Source organism: Caballeronia sp. NCF2 (assembly GCF_023631205.1).
Lineage (GTDB): Bacteria > Pseudomonadota > Gammaproteobacteria > Burkholderiales > Burkholderiaceae > Caballeronia > Caballeronia zhejiangensis.
In genome coordinates, this window is the sequence record NZ_JALQDN010000050.1 from 87,212 (window position 1) to 101,224 (window position 14,013).

General features: G+C 64.3%; 10 protein-coding genes and 1 pseudogene. 5 read left to right on the top strand and 6 right to left on the bottom strand.

Annotated features, from left to right (window positions below; all coding sequences use genetic code 11):
• Window positions 1-160 precede the first annotated feature (160 nt).
• On the bottom strand, window positions 161-1,141 hold the full coding sequence (locus NCS02_RS16845; protein ID WP_502800883.1) for a LysR family transcriptional regulator: 981 nt from the start codon (window positions 1,139-1,141) through the stop codon (window positions 161-163).
• 190 nt (window positions 1,142-1,331) lie between these two features.
• Between NCS02_RS16845 and NCS02_RS16850 the strand changes: the two genes are divergently transcribed.
• From NCS02_RS16850 to NCS02_RS16860, 3 genes are all read left to right on the top strand, one after another.
• Entirely contained in the window at window positions 1,332-2,864 is a 1,533-nt protein-coding gene (locus NCS02_RS16850; protein WP_250502930.1) for a CoA-acylating methylmalonate-semialdehyde dehydrogenase, read from the top strand.
• A 12-nt stretch (window positions 2,865-2,876) separates the two neighbouring features.
• Window positions 2,877-3,770, top strand: a complete 894-nt coding sequence (gene mmsB / locus NCS02_RS16855) for a 3-hydroxyisobutyrate dehydrogenase (protein ID WP_250519895.1) — start codon at window positions 2,877-2,879, stop codon at window positions 3,768-3,770.
• 268 nt (window positions 3,771-4,038) lie between these two features.
• On the top strand, window positions 4,039-4,395 hold the full coding sequence (locus NCS02_RS16860; RefSeq protein ID WP_033536128.1) for a hypothetical protein: 357 nt from the start codon (window positions 4,039-4,041) through the stop codon (window positions 4,393-4,395).
• 60 nt (window positions 4,396-4,455) lie between these two features.
• Here the strand turns inward: NCS02_RS16860 and NCS02_RS16865 are convergent, their stop codons facing one another.
• Together NCS02_RS16865 and NCS02_RS16870 are read right to left on the bottom strand one after the other, a co-directional pair.
• On the bottom strand, window positions 4,456-5,892 hold the full coding sequence (locus tag NCS02_RS16865; protein ID WP_175979253.1) for a dihydrolipoyl dehydrogenase: 1,437 nt from the start codon (window positions 5,890-5,892) through the stop codon (window positions 4,456-4,458).
• A 14-nt stretch (window positions 5,893-5,906) separates the two neighbouring features.
• Window positions 5,907-6,707: an SDR family oxidoreductase gene (locus NCS02_RS16870; protein WP_175979254.1), complete on the bottom strand. Its 801-nt coding sequence runs from the start codon at window positions 6,705-6,707 to the stop codon at window positions 5,907-5,909.
• Between the two features lie 115 nt (window positions 6,708-6,822).
• On the opposite strand from NCS02_RS16870, the gene NCS02_RS16875 reads away from it, so the two are divergent.
• Window positions 6,823-8,241, top strand: a complete 1,419-nt coding sequence (locus NCS02_RS16875; RefSeq protein ID WP_250519896.1) for a dienelactone hydrolase family protein — start codon at window positions 6,823-6,825, stop codon at window positions 8,239-8,241.
• Here NCS02_RS16875 and glgA read toward each other — a convergent pair.
• On the bottom strand, window positions 8,217-9,680 hold the full coding sequence (glgA, locus tag NCS02_RS16880; RefSeq protein ID WP_250502933.1) for a glycogen synthase GlgA: 1,464 nt from the start codon (window positions 9,678-9,680) through the stop codon (window positions 8,217-8,219). The genes NCS02_RS16875 and glgA overlap by 25 nt on opposite strands.
• 43 nt (window positions 9,681-9,723) lie before the next feature.
• Window positions 9,724-10,998: a glucose-1-phosphate adenylyltransferase gene (glgC, locus tag NCS02_RS16885; protein WP_008353483.1), complete on the bottom strand. Its 1,275-nt coding sequence runs from the start codon at window positions 10,996-10,998 to the stop codon at window positions 9,724-9,726.
• 469 nt (window positions 10,999-11,467) lie between these two features.
• Between glgC and pdxY the strand changes: the two genes are divergently transcribed.
• On the top strand, window positions 11,468-12,349 hold the full coding sequence (gene pdxY / locus NCS02_RS16890; protein ID WP_033536161.1) for a pyridoxal kinase PdxY: 882 nt from the start codon (window positions 11,468-11,470) through the stop codon (window positions 12,347-12,349).
• Here the strand turns inward: pdxY and NCS02_RS16895 are convergent.
• Window positions 12,346-13,955 (bottom strand): annotated as a pseudogene (locus NCS02_RS16895) (IclR family transcriptional regulator). The gene pdxY and the pseudogene NCS02_RS16895 sit on opposite strands and share 4 nt — an antisense overlap.
• Window positions 13,956-14,013 lie beyond the last annotated feature (58 nt).

Here is a 14,013-nt window from a genome sequence, read left to right on the forward strand (position 1 = left end):
GCGATTATGCCCGAGCTCGCGTGGGCGAGTGACGTTTCGGAAGGACATCGAAGCAAAATTCCACGAATTTATCGAGTCAAATTTTGTGATGTTCGCGGTGGCGTCACGCATACCACGTTCGGTCTCGAATCGCTGTCAAAAAGCGTGTCGCCGGTCAGGATCACTTGACATCGACCCAGGCCATCTGCGCGCCGTCTCCCATCAGGAAGCCGCGGTTCGCTTCGGCCGCCGCGCGCAGGTAGTCCCATACAGCCGTGATGCGCTTCAGCTTGCGCAAATCCTCGCGGCAGGACAGATAGAAGGCGCGCGTCACGACGATATGGTCGGGCAAGACCGGCACGAAGCGCGGATCGGGCGAAGTCATGAAGCACGGCAGGATCGCGAGCGCGCGGCCCTGCAGCGCGGCGAAGTACTGCGCAATCGCGCTCGTACTGCGCCAGCGCGACACCGCGCCCGGCACCGCGCGTTCGAGATACAGCAATTCGTAGCTGAACGCGAGATCGTCGATATAGCTTGCGAAACGATGATGACGCAGATCGTCGCTCGTGCGGATCGGTTCGTGCGCGTCGAGATAGTCGGCGGTCGCGTAGAGCTTGAGCCGGTAATCGCACAGCTTCGTATAAACGTATTGGCCCTGCTCGGGTCGTTCGAGCGTGACGGCGATATCCGCCTCGCGCTTCGACAGACTCACGAAATGCGGTACCGGCAGCAGATCGATGGAGATGTTCGGATGCGCGTCCTGAAAGCGCGCGAGTTGCGGCGCGAGAAAGAAGCAGCCGAAGCCTTCCGTCGAGCCGACGCGAACGTGTCCGGACAGCGCGTGCCCCGTGTTGGCGATCTGCTCGGTCGCGGACTGCACCGTCGTCTCGATCGAATCGACGTAACCGAGCAGGCGCTGGCCTTCGGCCGTCAGAATGAATCCGCCGCTGCGCGATTTGTCGAACAGAAGCGTGCCGAGCGCGTCCTCCAGCGCGCGAACGCGCCGCGCGACCGTCGTGTAATCGACGCCCAGACGCTTCGCCGCGCCGCTCGCGCGCTGCGTGCGCGCGACTTCCAGGAAGAAGCGCAGGTCGTCCCAGTTGAGGCGCCCGATATCGAGCTTGGCGCTTGGAATAACGTTTGGCATGGCGTTTTTTTGCATATCGATCGGGTGTTTTTCTAGTGCCATGATGGACTTTTGCATAACTATACTCAAGGAAACGAGCGTGCTGCACTGCGCGCCGATTTCTTATAAACGGAGACGACATGCCTTTTCCCTTCGGCGCCGCACCGGCGCTCCGTCCGCGCGTTTTCGTTCCCCTTCGTGACAACTCATCCAAAAGGAGTGACTCGTGAATATCGCTGCTGAACATCCGGCGCAGAGTGCGTCCGTCCGTACGGCCAAACTGCTGATCGACGGCCAGTTCGTCGATTCGAAGACGACGGAGTGGCGCGACATCGTCAATCCTGCGACGCAGGAAGTCGTCGGTCGCGTGCCGTTTGCGACGGTCGATGAAGTCAACGCCGCCGCGGCCGCCGCGCACAAGGCGTTTCAGACGTGGCGCACGACGCCGCTCGGCACGCGCATGCGTCTGATGCTCAAGTTTCAGGACCTCGTGCGCCAGAACCAGAAGCGCATCGCGCGGACGCTGACGGCGGAGCAGGGCAAGACGCTCGCCGATGCCGAAGGCGACATCTTTCGCGGTCTCGAAGTGGTCGAGCACGCGTGTTCGATTTCGACGCTGCAGCAGGGCGAATTCTCCGAAAACGTCGCGGGCGGCGTCGACACGTACACGCTACGGCAGCCGCTCGGCGTGTGCGCCGGCATCACGCCGTTCAATTTCCCCGCCATGATCCCGCTGTGGATGTTCCCGATGGCGATCGTCTGCGGTAACACGTTCGTACTGAAGCCGTCCGAACAGGATCCGCTCTCGACGATGGAACTCGTCGAACTCGCGCTCGAAGCGGGCGTGCCGGCGGGCGTGCTGAACGTCGTGCATGGCGGCAAGGAAGTCGTCGATGCGATCTGCACGCATCCCGATATCAAGGCGATTTCGTTCGTCGGGTCGACGGCCGTCGGCACGCACGTCTACAACCTCGCGAGCCAGCACGGCAAGCGCGTGCAGTCGATGATGGGCGCGAAGAATCACGCCGTCGTCCTGCCCGACGCCAACAAGGAGCAGACGCTCAACGCGCTCGCGGGCGCGGGCTTCGGCGCGGCGGGTCAGCGTTGCATGGCGACGTCGGTGGCCGTGTTCGTCGGGGCGTCGAAGGACTGGGTGCCGGAACTCGTCGAGAAGGCCAGGACGCTCAAGGTCAACGGCGGCACGGAGCCGAATACGGACGTCGGCCCGGTCGTGTCGAAAGCGGCAAAGGAGCGCATTCTCGGGCTCATCAGCAAGGGCGTGGAAGAGGGCGCGACGCTCGCGCTCGATGGCCGCGATATCGACGTGAAGGGCTACGAGAAGGGCAACTTCATCGGACCGACGATCTTCACGAACGTCGATACCGACATGTCGATCTACAAGACGGAAATCTTCGGCCCGGTGCTGTGCGTGCTTGAAGCCGATACGCTCGATGACGCCATCGCGCTCGTCAATCGCAATCCGATGGGCAACGGCGTCGGCCTCTTCACGCAAAGCGGCGCGGCGGCGCGCAAGTTCCAGAGCGAGATCGATATTGGTCAGGTCGGCATCAACATTCCGATTCCGGTGCCGGTGCCCGCGTTCAGCTTCACCGGCTCGCGCGGCTCGAAGCTCGGCGACCTCGGCCCGTACGGCAAGCAGGTCGTGCAGTTCTACACGCAGACGAAAACCGTCACCGCGCGCTGGTTCGACGACGCCACCGTGAACGACGGCGTCAACACGACCATCGCGCTTCGCTAAAGGGAGATGTCCATGCGAATCGGCTTCATTGGTTTGGGTCACATGGGCGGTCCGATGGCCGCCAATCTCCTGAAGGCCGGCCACGCGGTGACGGCGTTCGATCTCGTCTCCGCCGCGCTCGATGCGGCGAAGGCGGCGGGCGCGACGCTCGCCGCATCGCCGCGCGCGGCGGCGGAAGGCGCGGAAGTCGTCATCACGATGCTGCCCGCGGCGCAGCATGTGAAGACGGTCTATCTGGGCGACGACGGCGTGCTCGCGGGCGTTGCGAAAGGCGTGCCGCTCGTCGACAGCAGCACGATCGATCCGGCGACCGCGAAGCTCATCGGCGAGGCGGCGGCGAACCAGGGCAACCCGTTCGCCGATGCCCCCGTTTCCGGCGGCGTCGTCGGCGCGCAGGCGGGTACGCTGACGTTCATGGTCGGCGCCGATGAAACGCTCTTCGAAACATTGCGTCCCGTCTTATCCGGCATGGGCAAGAACATGGTGCGATGCGGCGAAACCGGCACGGGCCAGATCGCGAAGATCTGCAATAACTTGCTGCTAGGGATTTCCATGATCGGCGTCGCCGAAGCGATGAAACTCGGCGAAACGCTCGGCATCGATCCGACGAAACTCGCGAGTATCGTCAATACATCGACTGGGCGTTGCTGGAGCTCGGATACGTGTAATCCCTATCCGGGCATCGTCGAAACCGCGCCGGCGTCGCGCGGTTATTCGGGCGGTTTTGGCGCTGATTTAATGCTCAAGGATCTCGGACTTGCCGTCGATGCAGCGCGCGCCGCGGAGCAGCCCGTATTCATGGGTGCGCTGGCACAACAGTTGTATCAGTCGATGAGCCAGCAAGGATTCGGCGGGCTCGATTTTTCGGGCATTATCAAGTTGTACGCGAAGAACTCTGGCGCTTAATACGGCTCGAACACTTTAGGAAATCGGCACGTATGCGCGTGTCGAATTTAGGGCCGGGAAATAACTGCTTTATTCAGTTGCACTGCACAACGAAGCGCGTAAAGCCTTATTGGATACGATCATCGGGAATACGATGATTCGCTTTCCAAAAAATTGTCCTATTCTGAAAGCACGACGCCCGTCTGCCGTTCGATCAGAACGCTCCGGTTTGCGCCACGGTGCAGGTAGAACGCCCGTCGTTTTCGGGCAATCAGATGAGGAGTACGCGATGCAAGTAACACGTCACTTAAATATGGAATTGCGGCACGCCACGGTGCCGACTTATGTAGCCAGCTATTTCTTCCCGTTGCTGCTATTGGCATACGAAGCTTGGCGAGTGGGGTCTTGGGTGGCGGTGAACGGCTTTAACTTTCTGAACTTCAACTCGATGGGTTACGAGTTCGCGTTGATGATTGCCGTGTTTTGCATGCAGGTCATCGTGGAAATCGCGTTCCTCGCGGGCGCCGTGCTGACGAAGCACAAGGACGTCGGACATAGACTGGCGAATTTGTCCTTGGGGCTTTTCTGTTCGCTCGTCGTGCTCGGGTTCGATCTCGCACTGCAATATGGTTTGAGCGGAAGCTGATCCTTGCTCTTTCCGACGATAAACGCCGGTTGCTTGCAACCGGCGTTCGTTTTTTTTGGATCAGCAACCCGCGGCGCTTGGTAATGCCGGCGGTGTTTCCGATCTTTCCTCGTAGCATTTTCTATCTGCATCTTTTAGCGCGGTGCGCAAGCCTTCTTCCACGACCGGATGATAGAAAGGCAGTTTGAGCGCTTCATCGAGCGTCAATTCCAGTTGCAGCGCCCACGCCAGCAGATGCCCGAGATGCTCCATCGCCGGGCCGCAGCCTTGCGCGCCGCGCAGCTTGCCGGTTTTCGCGTCGGCATAGACGTGCAGCAGGCCGCGATTCTGACGCATGACGCGGCTTCGTCCCTGATTCTCGAACGATGCTTCTCCTGTGACCGTCATCGGCTTGTCGAGATCGTCATACGATGCGCCGACGATCGCCACCTGCGGCTCGCAGAACACGATCGAGAACGGCACCTTGCGCTCGATCCGCTGCACGTCCGGAAAGCGCGCGGCGTTGTCGCCGGCGAGCTTGCCTTCGTCGGCGGCGTCGTGGAGCCACGGGCGTGCGCCGTCGCAATCGCCCGCGATGAAAATCGCGCTGTCGCCGCATTGCATCGTTGTTTCGTCGAAAAGCGGCGCGCCTTTTTCGTTCAGTTCGATGCCCGCGTTTTCCAGCGCGAGCGGCTTCAGATTCGGCGCGCGTCCGGTCGCGGCGAGCACGAGATCGAAGCGTTCGACGCGCGCCACGCCGTCCGGCGACGTGAAGCGCAGCGTCGGCTGGCCGCCCTCTAGCGACATGCCGTCGATTTTCGCGTCGGGATCGAAATAGAACTCGTCGGCGAGCGCGGCGATAAGCGCATCGCGCACCGGTTTGTCCGTAATCGCTCCCGCGCTGCCGCCTTTGCCGAACATGAAAATTTCGATGCCGAGCCGCGCGAGCGCTTGCCCCAACTCGAGCGCGATCGGTCCCGCGCCGAACACGGCGATGCGCTTCGGCAACGTGCGCAGTTCGAAGAGATCGTCGCTCGTGATGAGTTTGTCGCCGAACACCTTCAGCTCGTCGGGCACGCTCGGCGCGGCGCCCGTCGCGATGACGACGCTTTTGGCCTCGACGCGCGTGTCGTCGCCGATCCGCAATCGCGTCGGCGCTTCGAAGCGCGCCTTGCCGCGCAGCAGCATGCCATCCGGCAGCGCTTTGATTTCGTCGAGTACGCCCTTGACGAAGTGATCGCGTTCGCGCCGCACGTAATCGAGCACGCGCGCGCGATCGGCTTCGAGCGCGTGCGTGCCTTCGATGCCGCGCGCGGCGAGCGAATGCGCGTCGTGCAAGCCGTTGGCCGCCGCGAGCAGCAGCTTCGACGGCATGCAGCCGACGCGCGCGCAGGTCGTGCCCGGTTCGCCGCCCTCGATCAGCACCGCGTTCGCGCCCGCGAGCCGCGCCGCGCGAAACGCGGCCATGCCGGCCGTGCCCGCGCCGATCACGGCGACGTCCACCTTGATTGGGTTCATTCCGTTGTCCGCCATCAGCCGTTATCCGCGAATCCCGGATAGAGCGTCATGCCGCCATCGACGAAAAGCGTCGTGCCGACGACGTAATCGCTATCGTCAGACGCAAGCCACACCGCCGCGCGCCCGATATCCTCGACCTCGCCGACGCGCCCATACGGAATCAGCGTCAGCAACTTGTCGAGCTTGTCCTGCGTATCCCAAGCGTCCTTGTTGATCGGGGTGCGGATTGCGCCGGGCGCGATGCCGTTCACGCGAATGCGCTGCGGCGCGACTTCCTGCGCGATGGTTTTCATCATCATCTGAATGCCGCCCTTGGACGCAGCGTAGTTCACGTGTCCCGCCCACGGAATGACCTCGTGCACGGAACTCATGCAGATGATCTTCCCGAGCGCCTTCGACACGTCGCGCATGCCGCGCCGCTCGAATTCGCGCACGGCGCGCTGCGCGGTGAGGAACTGGCCGGTGAGATTCGTTTCGATGACCGTCTTCCAGTCGTCGAGCGTGAGCGCGGTGAACTTCGCGTCCTTCTGCAAGCCCGAATTCGCGACGACGATATCGACCGTGCCGTAGCGCTTCACGACGGCATCGAACATCGCGTCGATCTGGGTTTCGTCGGAGACGTCCGCGCCGACCGCGAACGCTTCGCCGCCTTTCGCCGTGATCGCGGCGGCGAGCTTTTCGGCGGGTTCCGCGTGCGAGTGATAGTTGATGGCGACGTGCGCGCCCGCATCGGCGAGCGCGGTCGCGACGCCCGTGCCGATGCCCGAACTCGCGCCCGTCACGAGCGCAATCTGGCCTGCGAGGGGTTTATGCATATGCGCTCCTGCATTTGTATTAATTTGTGCCTGAGGCAAATTGCGCGCCCGCCGGCGCAAGTTCGCGAACAGGAAACGCCGATAATGCGGCCTTTAGGCTACGCGCGCGGGAACCATGTTTCGACTGCAGCTATTTTTCGTCTTTCTGATGGCATTCCATCTATCGGACAGTCATGCAACCAGCGCCTACGACGCGTTGCGTGCGCCGGTTCCCGCATTGCCCGGCGAACGCGTCGTGCAAGTGCCGGTCGGCGAGCGCGGCGATACCGCGCAATTGCAGGTGACGATCGCGATGCCGGAGGGCGCGGGACCGTTTCCGCTCGCCGTCATCAATCATGGCGGTTACGGCAAGAAAACGAAGGCGACGATGCCACGCTTTCATCTCACCTATCTGGCGAACTACTTCATGTCGCGCGGCTATGCGGTTGCGCTGCCGATGATGCGCGGCTACGCGGGATCGACGGGCGAACTGCGCGCGCACGGGTGCGATCTGGCGGGGCTCGCGAACAAGGCGGCGGACGATATCGGCAAGGTCATCGCGTACATGCGTCAGCAGCCTTACGTCGACGGTTCGCGCGTCGTTGTCGCAGGAGAGAGCGCGGGCGGTTGGTACAGCCTCGCGTTCGGGGCGCGAAACGCGCCGGAAGTGAAGGGCGTCGTGAACTTCTACGGCGGCGTGCGCGTCGACGTATGCGCGTCGGACGACGCTGCGCTCATCCGCGACAGCGCGGCGCTCGGCGCGCGTGCGCACGTTCCGTCGCTGTGGCTGTACGGCGAGAACGATTCGTTCTTTCCGGCCGGCACCTGGCGGGAAATGTTCGCGCGCTACACGTCGGCGGGCGCGAACGCCGAACTGGCGAACTACGGCGCCTTCATGACCGATTCCCACAAGCTGCTGGGTTCATGGGAAGGCTTGCGCGTGTGGACGCCGAAACTCGATGCGTTCCTGAAGAAAATCGGCATGCCGTTCGCGTCGATTTACCCGGAGAACATGCCGATGGCGACGCCGCCCTCGAGCGGATACGCCGCCGTCGACGACATCGCCGCCGTGCCGTATCTCGGCAGCGAGGGCATGCGCGCGCTGTATCGGAAGTTCCTCTCGAAGCCGATTCCGCGCGCGTTTGCAATCGGACCGAACGGCGGCGCGGCGGCGCACGGCGGCTTCGATCCGTTGACGCAGGCCCTGCGCGACTGTGCGGCGCTCACGGCCGATTGCCGTCTCTATGCGTACGACGATCAGGTGGTCTGGACGCGCTCGGGCCCGCCCGCGACCGGTTTCGCCGCGCTTGCCGATGCGAGCGCCGTGCCGTTCATCGACGCCGCCGGTCGCAAGGGCTACGACGCGTTTCTGAAGTTGCCGCGTCCGCGCGCTTTCGTGATCGCGCCGGATGGCGCGTGGTCGATCGCGGCACTCGGGCCGGACCCGATCGCATCGGCGATCGCGCATTGCAGTCGCAAGCATCGCGGCTGCGCGCTCTACGCGGCGGATGGCGACGTCGTCTGGACGGCTCAGCCGCCCGTCAGATCCCGATAAACCTCCGCGTACTTGAGCGCGGCGTCTTCCCAGCCGAAGCTCTGGCCCATCGCGCGCTTGACGACGGCCTTCCACTCCGTGCGACGCGCCTTGAGCGCGAACGCGCGCCGGATCGCGCCGACGATGCCCGCGCGATCGAAAGTATCGAAGACGAAGCCGGTCGCGAGATCCTCGGCGAGATTTTCGAGCGATGAATCGACGACGGTATCCGCGAGCCCGCCCACGCGATGCACGAGCGGCAGCGAGCCGTACGCGAGCGCGTAGAGCTGCGTGAGCCCGCACGGCTCGAAGCGCGACGGCACCATCACGACGTCGCTGCCCGCGATGATCGAATGCGAAAGCGTCTCGTCGAAGCCGAGTTCGACCGCGACCGCGCCCGGATGCGCCGCCGCCGCGTTCTTCATGCCGGTTTCGAGCGCCGGGTCGCCGGTGCCGAGCACGACGAGCTGGCCGCCGCGCTGGACGATATCGGGCACGGCCGAAAGCAGCAGGTCGAGTCCTTTCTGCTCCGTCAGACGGCTGACGACGCCGAAGAGCAGGGCGTCGTCGTCCTTCGCGAGACCCATGCGCTCCTGCAGCGCCGTCTTGCATTTCGACTTGCCGCCGATCTTCGCCTGCGTGTATTTCGACGCGATGGATTCATCGGCGGTCGGGCTCCAGATCGAATAATCGACGCCGTTCAGAATCCCGGTGATGTCGTGCGTGCGCGTCTGCAGGAGACCGTGCAGTCCGGCGCCTTGCGCCTGCGTCTGGATTTCGCGCGCGTAGGTCGGGCTGACGGTAGTGATGCGATCGGCGAAATAAAGCCCCGCCTTGAGAAACGAGACGTGGCCGTAGAATTCGACGCCTTCCACCGCGTAGAAATCGCCGGGCAATTGCAGCGCGCCGAATTCCGAAGCCGGAAACGTGCCTTGATACGCCAGGTTGTGCACCGTCATCACAGTGCCGACCCGCGCCGCGCCGCCGCGCTCGAACGCGCGCAGATACGCCGGCGCAAGTCCCGCATGCCAGTCGTGAGCGTGGACGATACGCGGCTTCCATGCCGGGTCCACGCCCGTCGCGATGCGCGCCGCCGCCCAGCCGAGCAGCGCGAAGCGGCGATCGTTATCGGCATAGGGGCGATTCGTCGCATCCATATACGGATTGCCCGGACGATCGTAAAACTGATCGGCGCGCACCACATACACGACGATGCCGTGCGGCTGCAGCACGCCGCGCTCGAGGCGGATATTGCCCGCGCCGAACGCGCTGCCGAGATCGGCCACGGGCTGAAGATCGTCGAGACCCGCGAGCACGGCGGGAAAGCCCGGCAGCACGACGCGCGCGTTCGTGCCCAGTTGCGATTGCGCGGGCGGCAACGCGCCGACGACATCGGCGAGGCCGCCGGTTTTCAACAGCGGAAACATTTCTGCTGCGGCATGCAGCACGCATACGGTCATCGGCACTCCCGTCGATTGGTTTTTATTGGCCGGCGCGCGGCGTCTAACGCTGTCCGAGCCGCGCCAGCGCGTCGCGTGTGATGAGCGTGACGCCGGACTCCGTGCGGAAGAAACGCGCGGCATCGTCGTCCGGATCCTCGCCGACCACGAGACCTTCGGGCACCGTGCAGCCGCGGTCGATCACGACCTTCTGCAAACGGCAACTCGGCCCGATGGTCACTTGCGGCAACAAGACTGCCTCATTGATGTTACAGAACGAGTGGACCCGCACCGCCGACGAAAACACCGACTTCGACACCTGCGATCCCGAGATCACGCAGCCGCCGCACACGAGCAGATTGGTGATCGCGCCTTGCTGCCCGTTCAGGTCGCGTACGAACTTGCCGGGCGGCAACTGCTCCTGATTCGTCCAGATCGGCCATTTGCGGTCGTACAAATCGAGCTCCGGAATCGTCGATGCGAGATCGAGATTCGCGGACCAGTACGCATCGACGGTGCCGACATCGCGCCAGTACGCGGGCGCTTCCGGATCGCTGCTCGACGTCACGCACGACATGCTGAACGGATGCGCGATCGCCTTGCCGGTCGTCACGACGCGCGGAATGATGTCCTTGCCGAAATCGTGATCCGTGTTCGACGTCTCGATGTTTTCCTGCAGCAGGTCATACAAATACTTCGCGCTGAACACGTAGATGCCCATGCTCGCGAGCGCGATGTCGGGCTTGCCGGGCATCGCGGGCGGATCGGCGGGCTTTTCCAGGAAATCGGTGACGCGGCGGTTTTCATCGACGTGCATCACGCCGAACGCGACCGCATCCATGCGCGGCACCTCGATGCAGCCGACCGTGCAGTCCGCGCCGCTTTCCACATGGTCGAGCACCATGCGCGTGTAATCCATCTTGTAGATGTGATCGCCCGCCAGCACGATGACGAACTCCGGCCCGATCGAGCGGACGATATCGAGGTTCTGATAGACCGCGTCGGCGGTGCCGCGATACCAGCTCGAATCCACGCGCTGCTGCGCCGGCCAGATATCGATGAACTCGTTGAACTCGCCGCGCAGGAAACCCCAGCCGCGCTGCAGATGGCGGATGAGCGAATGCGCCTTGTATTGCGTGACGACCGCGATGCGGCGGATGCCGGAATTGAGGCAGTTGGACAGCGCGAAGTCGATGATGCGGTACTTGCCGCCGAAGTGGACGGCCGGCTTCACGCGCTTGTCGGTGAGCGGACCGAGCCGGGTGCCGCGCCCGCCGGCGAGGACGATTGCGAGGGTCGACTTCTGCAAATCGGTGCGATTCTTAGCCAGCATCTCCATGTCAGCCTCCTGATTTGACCTGCGACTATTGATGTTCGATGTCTTGCCGTGTGTGCGTCCTCGTATGCTTTTGTCGGTATCTGTCGATGGAGCATTATCCGGCGCGCATTCGAATTCGTGTGCTGAAGTCGCCCGTTTTTTTCGCCGGGCGATGCGGACCGTTTCGCCGTCCGCATCGAGCAATGCGTGTGCCGAACGCGCACGAGCGTGCTGCGGTGTTGCAGACGCGCGACCTTTGGACTTCCTGTCGGTCGCATCGCTCGACAAAACGCGTCCGCGCAATTTATAACGGGCACGCCATGCCGCAGTGCGTCGAGGCACGGCACAATATGAAGGTTGCACTGCCCGCGCACGGCGTCCGCGGGCGTGCTTTCCGAAACCATCGTCGCGTTGCGCTGCACGGCGCTGGCGCGCGACGAGCGTTTCGACGTTTCATCCGACCGGACACGATCAATCGGGAAAGCAGAACATGAACAACGTCCTGAGCATTCAATCGCATGTGGTGTTCGGCCATGCGGGCAACAGCGCGGCGGTTTTTCCCATGCGGCGACTCGGCGTGAACGTCTGGCCGCTCAACACCGTGCAGTTTTCCAATCACACGCAGTACGGCCGCTGGACAGGCAGCGCCTTCGATGCCGACGAATTGCAGAACGTCATCGAAGGCATCGGCGCGATCGGTGTGCTCGGGCGCTGCAACGCGGTGCTCTCCGGTTATCTCGGCGCGCCGGAGCAGGGCCGCGCGGTCGTCGAAATCGTGAAGATGGTGAAGGCGGTGAATCCGCGCGCGCTTTATTTTTGCGATCCGGTCATGGGTCAGACGGGCGGCTGCACGGTCGCGGCCGGCATCGAGGATTTCCTCGTCACGACGATGCCCGGAATCGCCGATGCGATCATGCCCAATCACGTCGAGCTGGAAAAGCTCGTCGGGCGTCCGATCGAGACGGTCGAGGAAGCCGTCGACGCATGCCGCGAAGTGATCGCGCGCGGGCCGCGCATCGTGCTGGTGAAGCATCTGCTCGATCGCAACAGCCGCGCCGACACCTTCAATATGCTCGCCGTCACGCCCGGCGAGGCGTGGTTCGCGCAGCGCCCGCTGTATCCGTTCGCGCGCCAGCCGGTGGGCGTCGGCGATCTGACCAGCGCGGTCTTCGTCGCGCGCACCTTGCAGGGCGACTCGCTGCGCACCGCGCTCGAGCACACGCTCGCGGCGGTCAATGCCGTCGTCAAGGCAACGTACGATGCCGGGCGTTACGAACTGGAGATCGTCGCATCGCAGGACGAGATCGCGAAGCCGACCGACCGTTTCCCCGCGATCCGCGTGACCGGCACGGAGATGGTCAAGGGCGGCTAGCTCGCGTCCATCAGACCGAAACGCCACGAAAGGCGCCGCGTCGCGGAAAGCAGCGCGCGGGCGAGCGGGCCGTCCGCGGCGCTGTCGAAGCCCCCCGACGAACCGATCAACGCGATCACGAGGCACACGCTGCCGGTGTGATCGAACACGGGCGCGGCCAGCGTATGGATGCCGGGCACCGGCGCGCCGAGCGCCGTATCGAGGCCGCGTTCGCGGATGTCGTCGAGCCGTGCGCGATACGCGGCGTCGCTTCCCGCAGCCGCTTGCGCGCCCGCGAGGCGGATGGCGTCCTGCGTCATCAGGCTCGCGAGCATGTCGGCGGGAAGGTGCGCGGCGTACACCCGCCCGATCGCGGTGTTGACGAGCGACATCACCGTGCCGACGCGCAAGCTCACATGCTGCGGCCGCGCCGATTCCTCCAGCCGGATCACGGTCGGGCCGAGCGGTCCGAGCGCGGCGGCGGCGACCGTCATCGATGTGCTCGCGGCGAGCGCGACGATCTCGGCTTCGGCATCGCGGATCGGCGAAAGGCGCTGCAGCGCGATCAGCCCGAGCTCGCGGCTCAGCGGGCCGGCGTGGAATAACCCGGCGTCGTCGCGCGCGAGCAGGCCGACCTTCACCAGACTCACCAGATGCGCGAACGCCTTCGCGGGCGGCATGCCGGCCGCGGCCGCGAGGTCGCGCAGCGTGAGCGGCTCGCCGGCGGCGACCAGCGCGCGCAGCAGATCGCCGGTCGCGTCGAGCGCGTTGATGCCGCGCTGCGGTTTCGTGTCTTCGTCGAAGATCGTCATGAAAGCAGCCCGGAAATGTCGCGCGCGGCGTCCTTCAGCGCGTGCGCGAGCGGGCCGTCCCACGCGACGTCGACGAGGCCGGTCGGTCCGATCGCCGTCAGTGCGAGCTGCATCCGATGCGCGCCGTCGAACACCGGCACGCTCATGCTGCTCACGCCGGGACTCGGCGCATCGACGCTGCGTTCGATGCCGCGCGCGCGAATCGCTTCGATGCACGCGGCCATCTCCGGCGCATCGGCTTCGGCCTGATGCGCGAGCATCGCGGCGACGCGGGTGTCGTCGTCGAACGCGCGGAACACGCGGCCCGTGGACGTCGCCGAGAGCGACATCACCGTGCCCACGTGCAGATTCACATGCAGCGGATAGCCGCCGCGCTCATAGCGCACGATCGTCGGCCCTTGCGGCCCGGCGACGCTGACCGCGACGCTCATGCCGGTCGCGAGCGCCAGCGCCGACACGCGCGGCGCGGCGGCCCGATACGCCGGCTGATGCTCGAGATTCAACAGGCCGAGCCTGAGCGAGAGCGGCCCCGGCTCGTAATTCCCGGTGAGCGCGTCGCGCTTGACGAGACCGAGCCGCGTCAAGCTCACGAGGTACGTGTGGGCCTGCGCGGTCGACAGTTCGGCCGCTTCGGCCAGCGCGCTCAACGCAAGCGGCTCGCGACGCGCGGCGAGCGCATCGAGCAGACGCGCGCCGACTTCGACGCTCTGGATGCCGCGCTGTTTCTTTTCTTCGCCGATTTCGGAACGAGCCAAAAGCACTCCGCGATCTATAAAGGATGAACGAACCGCAGATGTTAGCCGAGCAGGAATCATCCGATGAAGCGATTCGGTACTTACCCGTAATTTGCAAATAGCAAGTACGCTTGCTGTT